This is a genomic window from Kineosporia rhizophila (assembly GCF_021277265.1).
Lineage (GTDB): Bacteria > Actinomycetota > Actinomycetes > Actinomycetales > Kineosporiaceae > Kineosporia > Kineosporia rhizophila.
In genome coordinates this window covers 189,684-210,289 of the sequence record NZ_JAJSOH010000003.1, presented here as the reverse complement: position 1 = coordinate 210,289, position 20,606 = coordinate 189,684, and the positions used below count along the sequence as shown (strand labels likewise).

Genomic DNA, 20,606 nt, shown 5'->3' with positions numbered 1-20,606 from the left:
GCATGACCGCCTGCTCGTCGGCCCCTGACGGCCGCCGGGCAGGCGGACTTGCCCCTGACACCAATGGCAGGTTTTAGCGTCCTTGGCGTGACCACAACGAACTCCCTCCTGCAGCCCTACGACCTGGCCGGCCTGCGCCTGCCCAACCGGGTGGTGATGGCCCCGATGAGCCGGGTGCGGTCCACCCCCGAGGGCCTGGCCACCGCGTCGATGGCCGCCTACTTCGCCCAGCGCGCCACCGCCGGGCTGATCATCACCGACGGCATCCAGCCCAGCCGGCAGGGCCAGGCCAACCCCAACAGCGCCGGCCTGGCCGACCAGGCCCAGGCCGACTCGTGGAAGCAGGTGACCTCGGCCGTCCACGTCAACGGCGGGCGGATCTTCGGCCAGATCATGCACGCCGGCCGGGTCGGCCACTCCGACCACACCGGGATCCAGCCAGTCGGGCCCTCCGCCGTGGCCGCGCGCAACACCACCGTGTTCACCTCCACCGGTCCGCAGCCGGCTCAGGTACCCCGCGCCCTGTCCACCACCGAGGCCGGGCAGGAGGCCCTGGTGTACGCCAGCGCCGCGACACGGGCCATGGACGCCGGTTTCGACGGGGTGGAACTGCACGGCGCCAACGGCTACCTCATCGGCCAGTTCCTCTCCAGCAGCGCCAACCAGCGCACCGACCGCTACGGCGGGTCGGTGAGCGGGCGCATCCGCTTCGCCGTCGAGGCCGCCGCGGCCACGGCCGACGCGGTCGGCGCCCACCGGGTCGGGATCCGGCTCTCCCCCGGCGCCGGGATCTGGGACGCCGTCGACGAGGACGTCCCACAGCTGTACGGCGCCCTGCTGGGTGAACTGGCCAAGCTCGACCTGGCCTACGTGCACCTGACCACGGCGACCGACGAGGAGACCCTGCTGGGACTACGACGTGCCTGGCCCGGGACGCTCATCGTCAACCCCATCCGGTCGGCCGACCCCGCCGCCCGCGCCGACCGGGCCGCCGCCGACCACTGGCTCGGGCTGGGGGCCGACCTGATCAGCTTCGCCCGGGCCTACCTGGCCAACCCCGACCTGGTCGAGCGGCTGCGGGCCGGCCTGCCGCTCGCACACGCCGACCAGGAGACGTTCTACGCCGGCGGCGACCAGGGCTACCTGACCTACCCGGCCTACCAGTACTGATCCCAAGGACCCGCACACCTCAGATGCGGTACTTCCTGACCGACGGGTAGCACCGACAGCCAGGGCCCGGCCTGGACCGGCGACGTGGGTCAGCGGAGGACGAGCGTGCATCGGCGCCTGCCCGTCCCACCGATCTCCTGGCCGACGCGGGCCGCCGGGCTCCTGGCCACGCTGGCCGTGGTCACCTTCGTGGTGTGCCTGGCCGGCTCGTACCGGCCCTCGGCCCCGGTCTCGGCGCTGCTGTGGCTGCCGACCCCGCTGGCCGCCGCGGTTGCCGCCTTCGCGTTCGCCCGCACCGCTCGCGCCTGCACCGTGGACCCGGCCCAGCGCCGCTTCTGGCTCACCCTGAGCTGCGCGATCGGCATCCTGGGCGTGGCGCTGAGCGGGCAGGGCGTGGACGTGTGGCGGCAGCCGGAGATCGGCGGCCCGCACGCCACGCCGGTGCTCGTGGCCGGGGCCTCCCTGGCCATGGCGACGATCATCTGCGCCCTGCTGCGGCTGCCCCTGCTGGCCCGGAGCAAGAGCGACAACGCCCGCCTGGTGCTGGACGCCGGCGTCATCATGGTCGGCGCCGGCGTGCTGCTGTGGCACGTGCAGACCCGCCGGATGGCGATGGAGGGTGGCCAGGTCTTCGCCTCCATGGCCCTGACCGTGGCCGCCATGGTGGTGGTCTTCGCCTTCGCCAAGGTGCTGCTGTCCGGGCAGCGGGTGGTGCGCGGATCGGTGCTGACCTTGATCATCGCCGGATCGGTGATCGGGACGGTGGCACCTTCCCTGCAGCCCTACCTGGACGACTTCCGGCCCTACCTGTTCGGCACGATGGTGGGCAATCCGCTGTGCTTCATGCTCGCCACCGCCGCCGCGGAACGCCAGCGCAGGCTGGGCCCGGTGCCTTTCTCGCCCGACGTCTCCGCCCCGCGACGCTCGTACTCGCTGCTGCCCTACGCCGCGGTGGGGGCGGTGCACCTGCTCCTGCTGCTCGATGCCTTCGGCCCCGGCGGCACGGTCGACGAGGTGGTGGTCGTGGGTGCTGCGGGGGTGACCGCCCTGGTCACGGTGCGCCAGGTGAGCGTGCTGAAGGAGAACCACCGCATCCTCGGTGAACTGCACCACAGTGCCCGGCACGACGGCCTGACCCGGCTGGCCAACCGGGCCTATCTGCACGAGCAGCTCGACGGCAGCCGGGTCCGCCCCGGCGACGGCGAACTGGCCGTCCTGCTCCTCGACCTGAACGGGTTCAAGCAGATCAACGACATCTTCGGCCACGCCGCCGGCGACCATCTGCTGACAGCCGTGGCCGAACGGCTGCGTGCCACCGTCGGGCCGGGCGACATCGTGGCGCGACTGGGCGGCGACGAGTTCGTGGTCGCACTACGCGGCGGCGGGGCCCGGGCGGCCGACGAGGTGGCCCAGCGGATCGTGCAGGCCCTCGAACAACCCGTCCTGCTCGGGTCGCAGGCCCTCGTGGTGGGGGTCAGCATCGGCATCGCCACCGGGACCGCGCTGGAGGACCCGGACGTGCTGCTGCGCCGGGCCGACGTGGCCATGTACTCGGCCAAGTACTCGGCCAAGTCCCGGCCGGGCAGTTCCTACCTGCACCACCGGCCCGGTCTGAGCATGCGCGCCGAGGAGCAAACAGCTGAGAGGCTCCAGGCCTGAGCCTGGAGCCTCTCGGAAGCTACTGCGGTGCTGATCGGTGAAGATCAGTGGCGCACGGAGCGGCGCGAGTACAGCGGCTCCGCCAGGACGATCAGACCAGCGGCGACCGCGACCTGGATGATGTGGCGGATCCAGTCGATCCCGTTGGTCTCGCCGACCCCCAGGGCGACGGCGGCGGCGTTACCCACGACCGCACCGACGATACCCAGCAGGATGGTCAGCCAGATCGGGATGTTCTGCCGGCCCGGAAGGACGAGCCGGGCGATCGCACCAACGATGAGTCCCGCGATGATGGCCCAAATGAACGACATGATGCTGCAACCCTTTCGAACGACCCGTCGTGATTTCTCCGGACGACGAGAAAGCTAGCCCCACTCTTCGGAGCGCGCATCACGAAAGATCATCCCAAGGGCTGGGCCGGGTGGGTCACGTCCTCACCCACCGCCGTGGGCTCCGGCGGGAAGATGTCCTCGAACGCCCGGGCCAGTTCGGCCTTGCGGATGGGCTTGGTCAGGAACGAGCTCATGCCGGCGCGCAGGCAGGCGTCCCGGTCCTCGGCCTGGGCGCTGGCGGTGAGCGCGAGGATCGGCACGTCCCGCTGCCCCGGCGGCGCCTGGGCCCGGATCATCCGGGTGGCGTCGAGACCGTCCATCTCCGGCATGTGCACGTCCATCAGCACCAGGTCGTACTCCACCCGGTTCACCGCCTCGAACGCCTCCCGGCCGTTGGCCACGGTGTCGACCTGGTGTCCCAGCTGGGTCAGCATGACCTGGGCCACCTTCTGGTTGATCTGATTGTCGTCGGCCACAAGGACTTTCAGGCTGCGCGCGGCCCGCACCGGCCCGGGCTGCGGATCGCGGGCCCGCCGCCCTCCGGTGGCCTCGACCGTGCGCAGCACCGACTCCACCGGCGCGAAGATGTCTTCCAGGTAGGTGCGTAACTGCCGTGCCCGCACCGGTTTCGTCATGACCGCGGCGAACAGCCGGCCCCGGTCGGCCGGGCGCCAGTCCATGCTGCTGAGCATCACCATCGGAAGGTCGCGCCCAGCGGGCAGTTCCCGGATGCGCTCGGCCATCTGGACGCCGTCCATGTCCGGCATGTGCAGGTCGACCACCGCGACGTCGATCGGCTCACCCTTGGCGATCAGGTCGATGGCCGGCAGCGGCCCGTCCACCTCGACACTGATCATGCCCCAGCGGTTCAGCAGCAGCTGCAGCACCCGCCGGTTCGTCGCGTTGTCGTCGACCACCAGAACCCGCCGCCCGGCCAGCGACTCGGACAGGACCGTGTCGTAGCGCTCGCGCCGCCGCTCCGGCGCCACCTGCATCTGGGCGGTGAAGGTGAACTCCGACCCCTGCCCCACCTCGCTCTCCACGCTGAGGTCGCCGCCCAGCGCCTGGGCCAGGCGGCGGCTGATCACCAGCCCCAGCCCGGTGCCGCCGTAGACCCGGGTGTTGGAGGCGTCGACCTGGGTGAAGGCCTGGAACAGGCGGCCGGTGCGCTCCTTCGGGATCCCGATACCGGTGTCGCGCACGCAGACCTGGATCTGCACCCGGCCGGGCGGGAGGTCGGCCGGTGGCTCGGCCACCGACACCTCCAGGACCACCTCGCCCTTGTCGGTGAACTTCACCGCGTTGCCGAGCAGGTTGACGATCACCTGCCGGAACCGGGTTACGTCACCGACCAGCACGACGGGGCACCGCTCGTCCACCCGGACCACCATCTCCAGGCCCTTGCGGCTGGCGGCCAGGGCCGTCACCGCCGCCGCACTGTCGATGCAGTCCTCCAGCTCGAACGGGTGCTCCTCCAGCTCGAGGTTGCCCGACTCGATCTTGGAGAAGTCCAGGATGTCGTTGATGACCGTCAGCAGCGCCTCGCCGCTGTCGCGGACGGTCTGGGCGAACTCACGCTGCTGCGCGTCCAGCCGGGTGTCCATGAGCAGGCCGGACATGCCGATCACGGCGTTCATCGGGGTGCGGATCTCGTGGCTCATCGTGGCCAGGAACGCGGACTTGGCCTGGGTGGCCGTCTCCGCCTCGCGGGCCCGCTGGTGCACCTGGAACAGCAGCACCTCGCGCTCGTCGCGCCCCAGCGCCAGGGCCAGGCCGACCACCGCGACCAGGCCGACGAAGGCCTGCACGATCAGGGCCCGGGTGGCGTAGTCCTCCACCAGGGTGAAGGGACCGTGCCCGGCCAGGGTGAACACCACCGCGGCGGCCCCGGCCAGGAAGTCGTGCACCACCACGATCGTGGTGTCGAACCGCAGCGCCGCCCAGACGGTCAGGGCCAGCAGAGGGAAGGCGATCGGCAGTTCCGGCAGCACCACGAAGACCAGGACGTAGGCGGCCACCGAGATCGCCACCAGAACGGCCAGTTCCAGCCGCCGGGCCCCGTTCAGGCGCATGAAGGGCAGCAGGACGGCCCGGCCCGAGCCCCCGAACGACGCCTCACCGGAGGCCCGCACGCTGCGATGGGCGCTGATCAGGTACCCCACCCGCAGGCCCAGCCCGAGGAACAGCACCACCGAGACCGTGTTGCGGACCATCCAGACCACGGCCGGCAGCACCGACCAGTTGCCGGTGATCACCCCCACCGCCAGCGGTCCCAGCACACCACCGGCCGCAGTGGCCACGACCGAGGCCGTGAGCAGCCCGAAGAGCTGCTGCATACCGGTCAGGGGCTCATCACCGCCGGTGCCCCAGAGCTTCGGGTTCCACCGGCGCAGCAGGTGGTGCAGCAGCCCGACCTGGACAACGTTGGCCCCGGCGAAACACAGCGCCAGCAGCGGCGAGGCACCGGTGCCCAGGTTGATCACGAACGTCAGCACGGCCAGCAGGGCGTAGTCCAGACGCCGGGTGCCCGCCTGGCGCTGAGCCGCGAACCACACCGCCGCGACCCCGGCCGCCGGCCACACCAGGCTCAGGTTGGTGCCCTCCGCCACGGTCAGCCGGCCCAGGAACACCGCGACCGCGAAGATCACCGCGAACGCCGAACTGATCAGCAGGGCCCGCCGCGTCGGGCGCTCCCCCTGCTGTGCGAGGAACCGTGTCAGCGGCTGTCGCCCAGCCTTGTCCACCACCGTTCGTCCCCCTCCGCCGTATGCGCACGGACGCGGCGCCAACCAGAGGTATCGGGCCCCGGCCAAGCCGGGTTGACCTGCGGCCGGGAGCAACCGGTGCGATCACCCGAACAGCCTCGCCTCAGCCGGGCACGAGATGGGCGTCCAGCGCACGCTGCTGAGCGGCCAGCTCGACGATCCGCCGGGTGACCTCCGCCCGCCGCTCGGCCAGGGCCTCACGCAACTGCGGGCACATCTCGAAGGTGAGCCGATGGTCAGCGGTGCGCGCACAGGGCAGGAACCGGCGCACCATCTCCGAGTTCAGGCCGAACGCGTACATCTCCTGGATCGCCGCAACCAGGACCGGTGCGTCGTCGGGGAAGTTGCGGAACCCGTTGGCGTCGCGCGTGGCTACGAGCAGGCCCTGCTCGTCGTAGTAGCGCAAGGCCCGCCGGCTGACCCCACTCAGCTGAGCCAGTTGCCCGATCCGCATCGTGCCGCCCCTCGTCGCCGGCCCGCCCCGGCGGTCTTGACCCTCACACTGACGTCACTGCCTACCTTACGGACGCATGGACGGCCCTCTTCGCCCCCACAACCTCGTCGCCCCCGGCCCGGCAGCGCTGATCGACCGGGTAGTCGTGCTGCACGGCTACGGAGCCACCCCCGACGACCACTGGTTCGGCTGGCTGAGCCAGGAACTGACCGCACTCGGGATCGCGACCAGAGTTCCGGCCCTGCCCGAACCTCAAGCGCCCGAAGCCGAGGCATGGCTGGCCGCCACCGCCGCCGCAGTCGGTCCCGTCGACGCCCGGACCCACCTGGTCGCGCACTCGCTGGGCTGTCTCACCCTTCTGCGCCACCTGGCCACCCTGCCGGCCGATCCGGGCACCTGGGAGCTGGGCGGCCTCACCCTGGTCGCCGGATTCACCGGCCCGCTGCCCGCACTCCCCCAGCTGGACGGCTACCTGGCCGACCCGATCACCGGTGACGTCAGTGACGAGGCCCTGCAGCGCATCGCCACCCGCACCCGTCGGCTGAGGGTGCTGCGCTCGGACAACGACGCCCTGGTTCCGGCCGAGGCGACCGATGCCTTGGCGCAGCGGCTGGGCACTGTCGCCCAGATCGTCCCCCAGGCAGGTCATTTCCTGGCCGACGACGGCGTGACCACCCTTCCGGCCGTCCTGGAGCACGTCACCGGGTGAGCGCCGGCAAGAGCGATCCTGGGCAACCGGTGCCCGATCAGTCGGCGCGAGCCAGCAGGATCTCCCCCAGGGCGCTGAACAGGGCCGACTCCAGGTTCAGCGCCTGCAGCCGGGACAGCCGCACCGGGACCGGCTGGTCCGCCTCGACGACCGTCAGCACCTTCGACTTGGTCTGGTACTCGATCTGGGCCCGGTCGAGCAGTTTGAAGACGTCGTTGAGGACGTCGTTGTCCCGAAGCCGCGGTCGGTGGCCGAGTTCGAGACGCAGAGCGGACGTGGCCGGAACGTCGTCGACGGTGATGCTGATCCGGCGGCTGGCCGGTTCCGTGTGCACCACCACAGGCTGTCCGTCCACCGTGGCGACCGGATCGGCAGAGGTGGCCAGAGCGGGGAAGGTGAAGGTCCAGCGTCGGGTGCGGGGCACCAGGCTGACATCCCCCTGGGCCGGGCCGACGGTGAGCGTGCCGCTGTCGTGGACGTAACCGATCGCAGTGGTGACCTGGGCGCCCTGAGGCGCACCATCGTCCTCAATCAGTTCGAACTGCCCGTCGGCGCCGACGATCACGAGCACTTCCAGGTGCTCGGGGTGGGCCAGGTCGTTCGCCGGAACCTGTGCGGCATCCAGGGGAACGATGGCGCCACCGCGCGCCAGAACCGGGATGGCGCCGAGGTCCCGGTGCAGCAGGATCTCCCGATCACCGTGGTAGACCAGGTCGGTGAGCACATCCACCCAGATCCCCTCGGGCAGCCAGGCTTTGACCTGGGCCAGGCCGGTGCGGCGATCGGTGGGTTCGGTGATGGCGGCGACCAGCAACTGGCTGCCGAACTGGTACTGGTTGGGCACCTGATAGGCCTCGGCGGCCTCGGCGAAGGCGTAGTACATGGGCAGGACCAGCGGCAGGCCCTCGGTGGCGGCCCGGTGGTTCATGGTGTGCAGGTAGGGCACCAGACGGTGCCGCAGCCGCAGGAACTGGGTCATCACCTCCTGGAAGGGGCCCGGGAACGTCCAGGGTTCCTTGGTGATGAACGGGTTGTTGCCCGAGTGCAGACGCAGGATCGGCGAGAAGACGCCGAACTGCAGCCAGCGGGTGGCCAGTTCGTCGTCACGAGCACCGAAGAAGTGACCGCCGATGTCGTGACTCCACCAGCCGTAGCCGATATTGGCCGCGGTGGCGGTGAAGTGCGGCTGGAAGGCCAGGGCTTCCCACGAGATCACCGTGTCTCCCGAGAAGCCGATGGGATAGCGGTGGTTACCCGGCCCGGCGTAGCGGGAGAAGGTCAGCGCCCGCCGGTCGCTGCGCTGGTTGTCCAGGTAGTGGAAGTGGTTGAGCATCCACAACGGGTCGATCCCGGCGACGCGGGAGTGCGGCCCGGACTGCCAGTCCAGCCACCAGAAGTCGACGCCGTCATCCTCCAGGCCGCGGTGCAGCACCTCGAAGTACGCGGCCATGAAGTCGCGGTCGGTCACGTCGAACGCGATCGGGTCGCCCGGGTCACGGCCGAGGGCCTCGGCCATGGCCGGGTAGGCGTCCTCGAACGAGCGGACGCCGTCGGCCGGGTGCACGTTGAGGGTCACGTGCAGGCCCATCTGGTGCAGTTGCTGGAGGAAAGCGGAAGGATCGGGGAACATCTCGCGGTTCCAGGTGTAGCCCGTCCAGCCGCTGCCGTGCGCCGGATCGATGTCCACCAGGTGCCAGTCCATGTCCAGCACGCTGACCGAGAACGGGACGCCCTCCTGCCGGAACCGTTGCATCAGAGCCAGATACGACTCGGCGGTGTAGCGGTAGTAGCGGCTCCACCAGTTGCCCAGGGCATATCGCGGCAGTACCGGGGTGGGTCCGGAAACCGCGTAGAAGGCCCGGAGCGCGGCCTGGTAGTCGCGGCCGTAGGCGAACACGTACAGGTCCTGGCGGTGAACATTCTCGGCCGAGACCCAGCCGTCGTCCTCGAACAGGAACGAGCCCGAGTCGTCGATCACAGCGAACCCATTGCGTGAGGCCACGCCCGGCTCCAGCGGCACCGGCCCGCCGGTGTCGTCGAGCGTGCGGGCCGTGCCGCCCAGCCCGGGCTCGTCCTGCCCGTAGCGCCAGATCGAGTGGTAGCTGCTGACCCCGCCCAGCACGGCCAGGCTCAGCCCGCTGGTGGTGAACGGGCCCCGGTCGTAGGTGAGCCGGAAGCGCTCGGTCACGATCTCCAGGTGGCTGTCGGTCTCCTGCACCCGGAACTGCGGAACCGGCAGCAGGCGATTGACCGCGAAGGTCGAGGCGCGGTCCTCGAACCGGCCGTCCTCGGCGTACTCCAGGCGCACCAGCCCGTCGGCCAGCACGGTGATGCGGTAACGCTCGCCGGCCACTACGGCGGCCGGGTCAGCGATCGGACGGGTCGGCAGACGGTGCGGGAAGGTCATGAACGGGGTGTCCTCTCCGGGTGAGTCCGCCCCGATGGTCTCACCGCGTGTACTGGTTGTCCGGGCGAGGAAGGCCCAGGTGTTCCCGCAGTGTCGTACCGGTGTACCCCTCCCGGAACAGGCCGCGCTTGCGTAGCAGGGGCACCACTGTCTCCGCGAAGGCGTCGAGCCCGCCCGGCAGCGAGGGCGGCATGACGTTGAAGCCGTCGGCCGCGCCGCTGCTGAACCAGTGCTCCATGTGATCGGCCACCTGCTCCGGGGTGCCGGCCAGGACCTTGTGCCCGCGGGCCCCCGCGAGCTTGTGCAGCAGTTCCCGCAGGGTCGGCTTCTCGCGGCGGACGATGTCGGCGTAGACCTGCGTGCGGCTCTTGAGGTTGTCGGTCACGTCGCCCGCCCCGGCGAAGGCCTCCTCCGGCACCAGGTCGTCGAGGCCGAGGTGGTCCAGGTCGACGTAGGCGAAGTCCTTCAGCTGCATCAGCCCGAACGCCGGCACCGTGAGCTCGTTGAGTTCGGCCTGCAGCCGCAGCGCCTCCTCCTCGGTGCCCCCGATGACCGGGCTGAGACCGGGCAGGACCTTGACGTGCTCGGGGTCGCGGCCTCGGGCGGCGGCCTGGCCCTTCACGTCGGCGAAGAAGGCGCGGGCGTCGTCGATGTGCTGCTGGGCGGTGAAGATGGCCTCGGCGTACTTGGCGGCGAACGCGCGGCCGTGGTTGGAGGAGCCGGCCTGCACCAGCACCGGGTAGCCCTGCGGCGGCCGGGGCGCGGTGAGTGCGCCGGCCACGCGAACGTGCTGGGTGCGCAGGCCGGGGTGGTGGATGCGGGACGGGTCGAGGTAGCGGCCCGCGGCCCGGTCCAGCCGGATCGCCTCGTCCTCCCAGCTGTCCCAGAGTTTGAGCACCGCGTCCACGTACTCGTCGGCGCGCTCGTAGCGGGTGGCGGCGTCCGGACTGGCGTCCAGCCCGAAGTTCCGGGCCGCGGCCGGGGAGTCGGTGGTGACGATGTTCCAGGCCGCCCGGCCCCGGGACAGGTGGTCCAGGCTGGAGAACGAGCGGGCCAGCTGCCAGGGGTGGGAGTAGGTGGTGGAGGCGGTGCCGATCAGCCCGATCCGCTCGGTGGCGGCCGCGACCGTGGCCAGGGTGACGATCGGGTCGAGCCGGCCGGCCGAGTTGAACTCGATGTTGTCGTCGAGCTTGGGGATGTCGGCCAGGAACACCGCGTCGAAGGCGGCCGCCTCGGCCGCGCGGGCCAGTTCGGTGTAGAAACCCGGATCGAACATCCGCTCCGGCGTGGACGAGGGGTGTCTCCAGGCCGCCTCGTGGTGGCCGGAGGCCAGGATGAACAGGTTGAGGTGCAGCTGGCGGGTCACGAGGCGGCCGCCTCCGTTCAGAAATAGGTGTTGTCGGGCAGGGTCTGGCCGTTGACCAGCAGATCGCCGATGGCGCGGTTCTTGAACCGCACCGGGTTGTGCGAGACCACCGTGCGGATGTTGCGCCAGTGCCGGTCCAGGTTGGCCGAGCGCTTGACCGCCGAGGCCCCACCGACGTCGAAAAGCGCCGTCGCCGCTCGGAGACCGAGGTCGTGGAGCACCACCTGGGCCTGAGAGGCGCGCAAGGCAGCCTCGTGCACCACGTCGTCACCCGGGCTCTGCGCGACCCGGGCCAGGACGCCGGCGGTCTCCAGGACCACCGCGGTGGCGGCCGAGGCCAGGGCCGAGATCTCCCCCACCACCTCCTGCAGCACCGGGTCGTCCTTGGGCAGGTCGGCCGAACCGTGGGTGAAACTACGCCGCCGCGAACGGATCAGGGCGACCGCGTCGTCCAGCACCGACCGGACGTTCCCGGCCACCACGGCGTTCAGGTAGTGCTGGTAGAACGGGCCGAGGTGCCAGCGCGGGATCGAGCTGAGATCCTCCGGCGGAAGCGTCACTTCGTCGGCGGAGACCCGGGCGTTCTCGAAACGGGTCGTCCCCGTCGCGGTGAGCGACTGACCGAAGCCGTCCCAGTCGTCCTCAACCGTGATGCCCTCGGTCCCCAGCGTCAGCAGCGCCTGCACCGGAAGCCCTTCCGGCGTCACCCCGGTGACGAAGGTATGGTCGGCGTAGAGCGTACCGGTCGAGTAGTACTTGGTGCCGTTGACCACGAAGTGGTCGCCGTCCCGGGTGAACGTGGTCGACTTGTTGTAGTCACCGGCGTGTTTCGCGCCCAGCTCGTTGTTGCCGTTGCCGAAGAGCTCCCCGGCCGCCACCCGGGCCAGCCAGCGCTCGCGGCGGGGCGAGGCCGGCCAGGTCAGGATGTCCTCCACGGTGCCGAAGTGGGCCCGCAGCAGGTGGCCGATGTTGGAGTCGGCGTGGCTGAGCCGGACCACCAGGTCGAACAGTTCGCGCACCCCGGCGCCGGATCCGCCCTCGGCGACCGGTACCCGGTAGGCGCCCAGCCGGGCCTGTTTGATCCAGGCGATCTGCTCGAACGGCGCCGTGCCGTTGCCCTCTCGCTCGGCCGCGCCCTCGGCGATCCGTTCCAGCAGGGCCCGGACCTCGGCCTGGTCGGTCATCGCTGGCTCCGCTTCAGCAGCTCCACCACGGCGTCGGCGATGCCCTGCGGCTGCTCCTCCTGCACGAAGTGCACACCGGCGCCGCCGGAACGGATCTCGATGTTCGCGACGTTCTCGCGGATCCAGCTCTCGATGGTGGGCGTGAGCAGGAAACCGGGCTCGTAGGTGAGCAGGGTCTTGGGCACGTCGGCCGAAGTGCGCAGCCACTCCTCGTTACGGGCCAGATAGTGGACGCTCGTGGCGGGCACTCCGTCGATCGGCAGGTTCCGGGGGAACCGGATGAGGTGGGTGCGCGACTCGGGCGTCGGGAACGGCGCCTGGTACACGGCCAGGTCCTCGGGAGCCAGGGGCTGCAGGAAGGCGCCGGGGAACACCTGGGTCAGGAAGCCGTTGTCCTCGACCACGAACTTCTCGCCGTCGCCGGGCGTGCGGATCAGCTGCTGGGCGCCGACGAAGGCCTCGGGCAGGGCGGAGGACTCGATGTCCCGGATCACCGGCTCGGCCAGCAGCACGGCCCGCACCCGGTCGGGGTGGCGGGCGGCCCACGAGACACCGAAGGCGGCGCCGTAGTCCTGCAGCACCAGGGTGACCTCGCGCAGGTCGAGCGCGTCGAACCAGGCGTCGAGATAGCGCTCGTGGTCGGCCAGTTCGTAGTCGATCGCCGGGCGCCCGGAGTCGCCGAAGCCGATCAGGTCGACCGCGAGCAGACGGCCCTGGCCCTTCAGGGCCCGGAACACGTGCCGGTAGAGGTAGGAGCTGCTCGGGCTGCCGTGCAGGAAGACGATCGGGGAGCCCTCGCCCTCCTCGATGTGGTGCAGGTGCGAGTCCAGCACCGGCACGTCGACGCTCTGGGCATTGGGGCCGAACGCCTCTACCGGAATGCTTGCGGACATGGTCGTTCTCCTTCAGAAGTAGGTGTTGTCGGGCAGGTCGGCGCCGTTGATCACGTGGTCGCCGATCACCCGGGCCTTGAGCCGGGTCGAGTTGTGCGAGGCGAGGGTGCGGATGTTGCGCCAGTGCCGGTCCAGGTTGGCGCCGGCGCGGGTGGCCGAGGCGCCGCCCACCTCGAACAGGGCGGTCGCGGCGTCCAGGGCCAGCCGCTCGACCGAGATCTTGGCCTCGGCCACGCGCCGGCCGGCGGCCTGGACCGCGGTGCCGTCCAGTTCGCGGTTGTGCAGCTGGGCGTCCACGTCGTCGAGCAGCGACGCGGCGTCGAGCACGATGGCCCGGGCCGCGTAGGCCTTGCTGGCGATGTCGCCCACCTGCTGCAGCAGGACCGGGTCGTGGCGGGGCAGGTCGGTGGTGGCGTGGGTGATGCCCCGGCTGCGGCCCCGGATCAGGGCCTGGGCGTCATGGTCGGCCGCCTCGAGGTTCCCGACGATGACGGCGGTGAGGAAGAGCTGCAGGAACGAGCCGATCGCCAGGCGCGGGGGCGCCTCGGCGCCGGCCACGACGACCTCCTCGCGGGTGGCCGGGGTGCCCTCGAAGTGGGTGCTGCCGCTGCCGCTGGCCCGCTGGCCGAAGCCGTCCCAGTCGTCCACCACCTTGATGCCGGGGCGCTCGAGAGGGATCAGGGCGCTGGCCGGCACCCCCTGGTCGGTGACCCCCCAGACCCAGACGCGGTCGGCGTACAGGGTGCCGGTGGAGTAGAACTTGGTGCCGGTGATCGCCCAGCCGTCGTCGGTGGGGACGAACGTGGTGGCCAGTCCCGCGAAGTCACCGGCGGCGGCGCCGCTGGGTTCGGTGATTGCGTTGCCGATCACGCTGCCGGCCGCGATCGCCTCCAGGGCTGCCGTGCGGGCCGGGCTGTCGGGGGTGAAGCGCAGCCCTTCGACGTAGGCGAAGTGGGCCCGCAGTGCCTGGGCCACGCTGGAGTCGGCCCGGGCCACGTCGATGAGCGAGCTGAACACCTCACGCAGGGTGGCGTCGGCCCCACCGTGCTCGCGCGGCAGCCGAAGCTTCAAAAAGCCGGTGCCGCGCAGCCGGGCCACGACGTCGTGCGGGCGTTCGCCCGTGAGCTCCCGCTGGGCGGACCCGGCCTCCAGCTCCTCCAGCACGCGCGCCAGTTCTTGCGGTCGCACCTCGGTCACGTCATGTCCTCCACACCTTCACTTGCAGGGTGAAAATGACGCTACCAGCAATTCCTACCTAGTCAATAGACTTAGTTGCACTGGCTGGAGTTCCCCGGAACGGCACATCCGGCACCATGAGAGCCATGGCAACGTCACCGTCGGTCGACTCCGACCTCGCCCGCATCCAGGAGTCCATCGCGTGGCTGATCCGCCTCGGCGAGTTCCACCGCTTCCACCGCGGAGAGGCCGGCGGCGGGCCGATGCTCGACCGCACCGCCTTCCTGGTCCTGTCCCGCCTGGCCGACGGGCCCGGGCTGGCGATGGGCGAGATCGCCGAGCAGCTGGACATGACCCCGTCCACCGCCACCCGCCGGGTCGCCCCGCTAGCCGAGGCCGGCCTGGTGCGCCGGGAGCGGCACCCGGACAGCCACCGCACGGTCTTCGTCACCATCACCGAGGCCGGCCGCCGGCGCGTGGCCGCGGTACGTCAGGCGCGGGTGGAGACACTGCGCCAGACCTTCCGCGACTGGCAGCCCGACGAACTGGGCAATCTGGCCGCCACCATCGAGCGCCTCACCCAGACCCTGGCGGTCGAGTTCGCTCAGGACGGCGACTTCGCCGACCGCCATCTACGCAGCACCTGAGACCCCGGGCCTTCACCGAGCACCCGCACACTGCACCCCCTCACCGCAGCATCGACCCACCGGCGGGGCAGGACAGGGCAGATCGGCGAGGTGTACACGCGGTACCAGGTGTACACCTCGCGACCGGGCAGCCGCGGGCTGTCGCCCACCCCGACCTCAGGTCAGGCCCGCCTGCACCAGGATCTGGCTCCGCGACGGGTGAGGCTCGGGCCGGCCTAGTCGTCCGACTCGGCTGCTTTCCGGTCCGAAACTCTTGCCCCGACCACTCTCTGGGCTCCGCCCGATCCGACTTCGTCGGGCGAGGGCCCGGGCGGCAGCGGCTCCCCCTCGCCCTTGACCCCGTCCACCCGGGGCTCGGTGACCCCGGGTACCTCGGTCATCTGCTCCACTCGCGACTCACCGGAGGCCGCTTCTCCCGAGGGGGTGTGCACGCCCTCGACCTGGCTGCCCGACTCAGCGTTGGCCACGGCGTCGTCGACCGTGGGCCCACCCCTCTCGGGCCGGGGCGAGCCGAGCGATTCAGGCTGTCCGGTGTCCATGAGCCCCACCTCGGAGTCGGTCGTTTCCCGGCAGGATGCGCAGCCCGCCGACCGCTGTCAACGGTGACTTAAGCGTCTGGTTAAGTCGCTCGGGGGCTTGCGCCGAGGGGCAGTCGGTAGGTCTCCCGCACGAAGTCCAGATGCACCCAGGTACAGATGCCGGTGACGTCGGGCGAGGAGCGCACCTGCTCGATCACGGCCTGCAGGGCGGGTAACGAACTACCCGAAACCGTGCCGATCATGTCGTAGTTGCCGATCACGGTGGCCAGGAACTCCACGCCCGGGATCCCCAGCACCGCGGCGACGAGATCGTCCGAATAGCCCCGTACGTGCAGGCCGATGCCCATCGCCATGTTCCGGGTCCGGGTGCTGCGCCGGGAGATCGTGGAGATCCGCATCACCTCCCGCTCCAGCAGGGCCAGCGTGCGGGTGCGCGCAGTGCTCTCCGAAACCCCCACCGCCTCGGCCAGTTCCCGGAACGGCAGGCGGCCGTCCTCCTGCAGCCTGCGCACGATCGCCAGGTCGATCTCGTCCAGCCGCACCCGCGCCGGCCGGGTGGCCACGGCGAAAGGACTGCGCAGGACGTCGACGTAGACCAGCGTGCAGACCTCGCTGACCACGCTGGAGAGCCGGATCTCCTCGACCGCGTCGAACAGTTCCCGCTGGTCCCGGGCCCGCAGCTCCACCACGATGTCGTACTGGCCGCTGACCAGCGAGACCAGCGTCACGTTGTCCGAGGCGAGCAGGTGCTCCACGACCGGGCGGGTGGGCCCGGCCACCTTGATCGAAAGGTGGCAGCCGACGTCCAGTTCCACCACCGCCGGGTGCGCCATCGCCACGATCGCCAGGTCACCACTGGCCCGCAGCTCGCGCAGCCGGCCCCGCACCACCGAGCGGGGCACGCCCAGCCCCGCGGCCAGGTCGACGATCGGGGCCCGGCCGTCCTGCCGCAGCAGGGCCACCAGCCGCTCGTTCAGGTCTTCCTGCGGGGAACCGCCCACCGGGCCTCCGTGAAAATCGGCGCAACCAATTCTTCGGTCCGCGAATGATCCGAATCCTTCGCCCGACCCCCGTCCGGACGCCCAAACGATCGCACAGCCGCCGCCGTCCGGAGCCGAATCCGTGGTCAGGACGTGGGATCGCAATGATTCGGAACCTGACGGAAACAAACGGCACTTAGCGTTCGCAGCAGTTACCCACCCTGCACCCGCTCGGTAACTCCCGGTCCCGTAACAGGAAGCGACCCTCCATGAAGCGAAGCATCATCGCCGCGGCCGCCGCTGCCACGCTGCTCGGCGTCTCCGCCTGCGGCTCGGACTCCTCCGACTCCGGCTCCTCGGAGTCCGGCAGCGCCGCCGTCGTCGAGGCCCAGGCGGCTGCCCCCGCCGGGCTGGTGAAGGACGGCACCCTGACGGTCTGCATCGACCCGGAGTACCCGCCGCTGGAGTACTACGAGAACGGGACCTCCGGCGACATCATCGGTTTCGACGCCGACGCCGCCCGGGCCCTGGCCTCCTACTGGGGCCTGGAGTTCGCCACCCAGGTCACCACCTTCGAGGGTCTGCAGCCCGGCCTGCAGTCGAACCGCTGCGACATCATCCCCGGCGGCCTGTACATGAGCGAGGAGCGCACCGCCGTGCTCGACGGCGTCTCCTACATGCAGACCGGCCCGGCGCTGATCCTGGGCGAGTCCACCGACCTGGCGCCCACCCAGAACTCCGACCTCTGCGGCCTGACCATCACCGGGCAGAACGCCTCCGAGAACCTCACCATGGCGCAGGACATCGCAGGCGAGTGCGGCGCCACCAAGACCTCGGTGCAGCAGTACCCCAAGACCGCCGACACCGTGCTGGCAGTGATGAACGGCAAGGCCGACGCGCTGATCGAGACCGACGTGGCCGCGGTCGACATCGTCAAGAAGAGCAACGGCAAGCTGCGCCTGGTGGAGGGATTCTTCCCGCCCAGCACCGAGTTCGGCATATTCGCCAACAAGGACGCCGAGATCACCGCCCCGCTCGGTGAGGCGCTGAAGGCCCTGCACGAGGACGGCACCCTGGGCAAGATCGCCGAGAAGTACGGCCTGAGCACCGAGTCCCTCGACGTCTACTGATCCGCACAGCCGGCGGCCGGCCTGAACGCAGGCCGCCGGCCCACGGGGCGGAGGTCCCTCCTTGGAATTCGACTCCACCATCTTCTTCGAGCAGCTGACGTCCGAGGCGTTCGTGCGCGGCGCGCTGCTCTCGCTCACCCTCGCCGTGGCCGCCCAGATCGGCGCCGTGGTCATCGGTTTCGGTCTGGCCCTGGGCAAGTCCTCGAAACTGGCCCCGCTGCGGGCGCTGTGCACCAGCTACATCTGGTTCTTCCGGGCGATCCCGGCCCTGCTGCTGCTGTTGATGCTCTGGAACGGCCTGCCCCAGCTGAACCCGGTCTTCCGCGAGGAGTGGTACACGCCGTTCCTGGCCGCCTTCGTCGGCCTGGCCCTGGCCGAGGGCGCGTTCATGGCCGAGATCATCCGCTCGGCCCTGCTCAGCGTCGACGACGGCCAGGAGCTGGCCGCCCGCGCCCTGGGCATGACCCGCGCCCAGGTGCTGTTCAAGGTGGTTCTGCCGCAGGCGATCCGGGTGGCCATCCCGCCCACCGGCAACGAGTTCATCGGCATGGTCAAGTACACCTCGCTGGCCAGCGTGATCTCGCTGCAGGAACTGCTCACCACCGCGCAGATGGGCGTGGCCGTGACCTTCCGCTACGCCGAGTACTACGCCGCCGCCACCGTGTACTACCTGGTCATCGTGTCCGCCCTGATGCTGGTGCAGACCCGGGTCGAGCGCCGCTACCGCTGGACGTCCACCCGCGCCAAGCGCCGCTTCCCGGCACTGAACCGCGCCGGCGCTCCCACGGCCGAGGAGAAGGTCCCCGCATGAAGCCCCAGCCGCTGCTGCAGGTGCAGAACCTGCACAAGTCCTACAACGAGGTCGAGGTGCTCAAGGGCGTCGACTTCACCGTCCAGCGCGGTCAGGTCAAGGCTCTGCTCGGCCCCTCCGGCAGCGGGAAGTCGACCATCCTGCGGCTGATCAGCCTGCTCGAGCCGGCCGACTCCGGCAGCATCCTGCTCGACGGCCAGCCGATCGGCGTGGTCGGCGGCCCACTGCAGATGCGGCCCGCCCCCGAGCGCGTGCTGGCCCGCCAGCGCACCGCGATCGGCATGGTCTTCCAGAAGTTCAACCTCTTCCCGCACCTCGACGCCACCCGCAACGTGATGTCCGGGCTCACCACCGTGCTCAGGGTGCCCAAGAAGGAGGCCCGCGAGCAGGCCCTGGAGATGCTCGAGCGGGTCGGCCTGTCCAGCCGGGCGCACGCCTACCCGGCCGAGCTGTCCGGCGGCCAGCAGCAGCGCGTGGCGATCGCCCGCGCCCTGGTGATGAAGCCCCAGCTGATGCTGTTCGACGAGCCCACCTCCGCCCTCGACCCGGAACTGGTGCGCGAGGTGCTCGACGTGATGGAGAAGCTCGCCTCCGACGGGATGACCATGGTCGTGGTCACCCACGAGATGCGCTTCGCCCGCAGCGTGGCCTCCGAGGTGGCGCTGTTCGACTCCGGCCAGATCGTCGAACAGGCCCCGCCCGAGCAGTTCTTCGACTCCCCCGAGCACGAGCGCACCCGCCGCTTCCTCGCCCACATGCACTAAGGAGTACCTCTGATGCGAGCTGGCCACGCGCTGGCCCTGCTGCTGCGCGAATACGGTGTGGACACCGTCTTCGGCATCCCGGGCGTGCACACCATCGAGTTCTACCGCGGTTTCGCCGAGGCCGGCATCTCCACCCAGCCGGCCCGCCACGAGCAGGGCGCCGGGTTCATGGCCGACGCGTACGCGCGCCAGACCGGCAGGCCCGGGGTCTGTGTCCTGGTCACCGGACCGGGAGTGCTCAACGCCCTCACCCCGCTCGCCCAGGCCTGGCACGACTCGATCCCCCTGCTGTACGTCACCGCCGCCACGCGCTCGGACCTGCTCGGGCGCGAACGCGGTCCGCTGCACGACATCCGCGACCAGGTGATGGCCGTGGCCGGGGTCACCGAACACTCCTGGCTCGCGCACAGCGCCGAGGAGCTGCCCGCGCTGGTCGCGAAGGCCTGGAAGGCGATGACCACCGGCCGCCCGCGGCCGGCTCACATCGCGGTGCCCATCGATCTGCTCACCACCGAGATCGACGGCCCGTTCACCCGGGTCGCCGACGAGAGCACCGACGTCCCCAATCTCGACTCCAAAGCCCTTGAGGCGGCAGCGGCGTTGCTGACCCAGGCGAGCACCCCGGTGATCCTCGCCGGCGGCGGAGCCCGCGCAGCGGGCGAAACGGTACGCGAGCTGGCCGAACTCGTCGGCGCCCCGGTCGTCACTACCGGCAATGCCGCTGGACTCCTGCCCAGCAGCCACCCGCTGGCAGTCGGCACCCTGCTGCCGTTCCAGGGCACCCAGAACCTGCTGCGCGAGGCCGACGTCGTGCTGGCGGTGGGCACCGAGTTCTCTGAGACCGACGTGCTCTACACCGGCAGCGAGATCCGGATCGGCGGCGCCCTGATCCGGGTGGACATCGACCCGGCCAACCTCCACGCCCCGATGCCCGCCAAGGTGGCCATCCAGTCCGACGCCGATGCCGCGCTCAGCGCGCTGGCCGCTCTGATCACGCGGGAACCCGCGCTGAGGGGCCCAGAACGAACTAAGGACGCTCGCGAGGACGTCGCTTGGACCGAACAGTCCCAGGGGCACTTCCCTTGGCTGGACGCGCTGTCCGAGGCCCTTCCCGAGAACACGGCCGTGGTACTGGATTCCACCCAGCTTGCCTACACCGCCCACCACTACCTCTCCCCGCCCGAGCCCTCGGCCTGGACGGCCACCTACGGCCTGGGCACGCTCGGGGCGGCCCTGCCGATGGCAGTCGGAGCCGCCATCGCCGAGCCCGGGCGGCCGGTACTGGCGATCGCCGGCGACGGCGGCAGCCTGTTCACCCTCACCGAGCTGGCCACCGCGGTCGACCTGAAACGCCAGCTGACCCTGCTGATCTGGGACAACCGGGGCTACGGCGAGATCCGTGACTCCTTCGACCGGGCCGCCGCCACGCGCGTCGACACCGAGGTCACCGCGTTCGACCACGCCGCCATCGCCCGCGGTTTCGGCGCCCACGCGGTGAAGGTCGACAACCCCGAAGCCCTGCGCCAGGCGCTGCACGAGGCGTTGCGGGCCGACTCGGTCACCGTCGTCGTCGCCGCCGGCTTCTGAACGCCCGGCTCCTGAACGCCCGGCTTCTGAACG

At 70.6% G+C, this 20,606-nt stretch carries 18 protein-coding genes; 8 read left to right on the top strand and 10 right to left on the bottom strand.

What is annotated here, in order from left to right:
* Positions 1 to 87: 87 nt before the first annotated feature.
* Together LWF15_RS07625 and LWF15_RS37365 are read left to right on the top strand one after the other, a co-directional pair.
* Positions 88 to 1,170, top strand: a complete 1,083-nt coding sequence (locus tag LWF15_RS07625) for an oxidoreductase (protein ID WP_285621152.1) — start codon at positions 88 to 90, stop codon at positions 1,168 to 1,170.
* A 105-nt stretch (positions 1,171 to 1,275) separates the two neighbouring features.
* Positions 1,276 to 2,829, top strand: coding sequence for a GGDEF domain-containing protein (locus LWF15_RS37365; RefSeq protein WP_232809680.1), 1,554 nt, complete (start codon positions 1,276 to 1,278; stop codon positions 2,827 to 2,829).
* A gap of 44 nt (positions 2,830 to 2,873) precedes the next feature.
* On the opposite strand, the gene LWF15_RS07615 is transcribed toward LWF15_RS37365, so the two are convergent.
* From LWF15_RS07615 to LWF15_RS07605, 3 genes are all read right to left on the bottom strand, one after another.
* On the bottom strand, positions 2,874 to 3,140 hold the full coding sequence (locus LWF15_RS07615) for a GlsB/YeaQ/YmgE family stress response membrane protein (RefSeq protein WP_232809679.1): 267 nt from the start codon (positions 3,138 to 3,140) through the stop codon (positions 2,874 to 2,876).
* Between the two features lie 89 nt (positions 3,141 to 3,229).
* Positions 3,230 to 5,908, bottom strand: a complete 2,679-nt coding sequence (locus LWF15_RS07610) for a hybrid sensor histidine kinase/response regulator (protein ID WP_232809678.1) — start codon at positions 5,906 to 5,908, stop codon at positions 3,230 to 3,232.
* A gap of 121 nt (positions 5,909 to 6,029) precedes the next feature.
* Entirely contained in the window at positions 6,030 to 6,380 is a 351-nt protein-coding gene (locus LWF15_RS07605; RefSeq protein WP_232809677.1) for a MerR family DNA-binding transcriptional regulator, read from the bottom strand.
* A 76-nt stretch (positions 6,381 to 6,456) separates the two neighbouring features.
* Between LWF15_RS07605 and LWF15_RS07600 the strand changes: the two genes are divergently transcribed.
* The gene (locus LWF15_RS07600) at positions 6,457 to 7,089 is read left to right on the top strand and encodes an RBBP9/YdeN family alpha/beta hydrolase (RefSeq protein WP_232809676.1); all 633 of its coding nucleotides are present in this window, start codon (positions 6,457 to 6,459) and stop codon (positions 7,087 to 7,089) included.
* A gap of 37 nt (positions 7,090 to 7,126) precedes the next feature.
* On the opposite strand, the gene LWF15_RS07595 is transcribed toward LWF15_RS07600, so the two are convergent.
* The 5 genes from LWF15_RS07595 to LWF15_RS07575 are packed head-to-tail and all read right to left on the bottom strand — an operon-like array spanning position 7,127 to position 14,136.
* Positions 7,127 to 9,496, bottom strand: a complete 2,370-nt coding sequence (locus LWF15_RS07595) for a glycoside hydrolase family 31 protein (RefSeq protein ID WP_232809675.1) — start codon at positions 9,494 to 9,496, stop codon at positions 7,127 to 7,129.
* A gap of 40 nt (positions 9,497 to 9,536) precedes the next feature.
* Positions 9,537 to 10,862, bottom strand: coding sequence for an LLM class flavin-dependent oxidoreductase (locus LWF15_RS07590; RefSeq protein WP_232809674.1), 1,326 nt, complete (start codon positions 10,860 to 10,862; stop codon positions 9,537 to 9,539).
* Between the two features lie 17 nt (positions 10,863 to 10,879).
* Entirely contained in the window at positions 10,880 to 12,046 is a 1,167-nt protein-coding gene (locus LWF15_RS07585) for an acyl-CoA dehydrogenase family protein (protein WP_232809673.1), read from the bottom strand.
* Complete coding sequence (locus LWF15_RS07580) at positions 12,043 to 12,939, bottom strand: haloalkane dehalogenase (RefSeq protein WP_232809672.1); 897 nt, start codon at positions 12,937 to 12,939, stop codon at positions 12,043 to 12,045. Before LWF15_RS07580 ends, LWF15_RS07585 begins: the two co-directional genes overlap by 4 nt.
* Before the next feature lie 12 nt (positions 12,940 to 12,951).
* Positions 12,952 to 14,136 carry an acyl-CoA dehydrogenase family protein gene (locus tag LWF15_RS07575; RefSeq protein ID WP_232809671.1) on the bottom strand — a complete coding sequence of 395 codons (1,185 nt, stop codon included), beginning with the start codon at positions 14,134 to 14,136 and terminating at the stop codon, positions 12,952 to 12,954.
* A gap of 125 nt (positions 14,137 to 14,261) precedes the next feature.
* On the opposite strand from LWF15_RS07575, the gene LWF15_RS07570 reads away from it, so the two are divergent.
* Positions 14,262 to 14,762 carry a MarR family winged helix-turn-helix transcriptional regulator gene (locus LWF15_RS07570; RefSeq protein ID WP_232809670.1) on the top strand — a complete coding sequence of 167 codons (501 nt, stop codon included), beginning with the start codon at positions 14,262 to 14,264 and terminating at the stop codon, positions 14,760 to 14,762.
* 215 nt (positions 14,763 to 14,977) lie between these two features.
* Here LWF15_RS07570 and LWF15_RS07565 read toward each other — a convergent pair whose 3' ends face one another.
* A complete protein-coding gene (locus tag LWF15_RS07565) occupies positions 14,978 to 15,301 on the bottom strand; it encodes a hypothetical protein (protein WP_232809669.1) in 324 nt (107 codons plus the stop codon).
* A gap of 80 nt (positions 15,302 to 15,381) precedes the next feature.
* On the bottom strand, positions 15,382 to 16,302 hold the full coding sequence (locus tag LWF15_RS07560; protein WP_232809668.1) for an Lrp/AsnC family transcriptional regulator: 921 nt from the start codon (positions 16,300 to 16,302) through the stop codon (positions 15,382 to 15,384).
* 248 nt (positions 16,303 to 16,550) lie between these two features.
* On the opposite strand from LWF15_RS07560, the gene LWF15_RS07555 reads away from it, so the two are divergent.
* The 4 genes from LWF15_RS07555 to LWF15_RS07540 all read left to right on the top strand — a co-directional run bounded on the left by LWF15_RS07555 (position 16,551) and on the right by LWF15_RS07540 (position 20,573).
* On the top strand, positions 16,551 to 17,411 hold the full coding sequence (locus LWF15_RS07555) for a transporter substrate-binding domain-containing protein (RefSeq protein ID WP_232809667.1): 861 nt from the start codon (positions 16,551 to 16,553) through the stop codon (positions 17,409 to 17,411).
* A gap of 61 nt (positions 17,412 to 17,472) precedes the next feature.
* Positions 17,473 to 18,222: an amino acid ABC transporter permease gene (locus LWF15_RS07550; protein ID WP_232809666.1), complete on the top strand. Its 750-nt coding sequence runs from the start codon at positions 17,473 to 17,475 to the stop codon at positions 18,220 to 18,222.
* Positions 18,219 to 18,986 carry an amino acid ABC transporter ATP-binding protein gene (locus LWF15_RS07545; RefSeq protein ID WP_269809760.1) on the top strand — a complete coding sequence of 256 codons (768 nt, stop codon included), beginning with the start codon at positions 18,219 to 18,221 and terminating at the stop codon, positions 18,984 to 18,986. Before LWF15_RS07550 ends, LWF15_RS07545 begins: the two co-directional genes overlap by 4 nt.
* Positions 18,987 to 18,998: 12 nt before the next feature.
* Positions 18,999 to 20,573, top strand: coding sequence for a 5-guanidino-2-oxopentanoate decarboxylase (locus tag LWF15_RS07540; RefSeq protein ID WP_232809665.1), 1,575 nt, complete (start codon positions 18,999 to 19,001; stop codon positions 20,571 to 20,573).
* Positions 20,574 to 20,606: the final 33 nt, after the last annotated feature.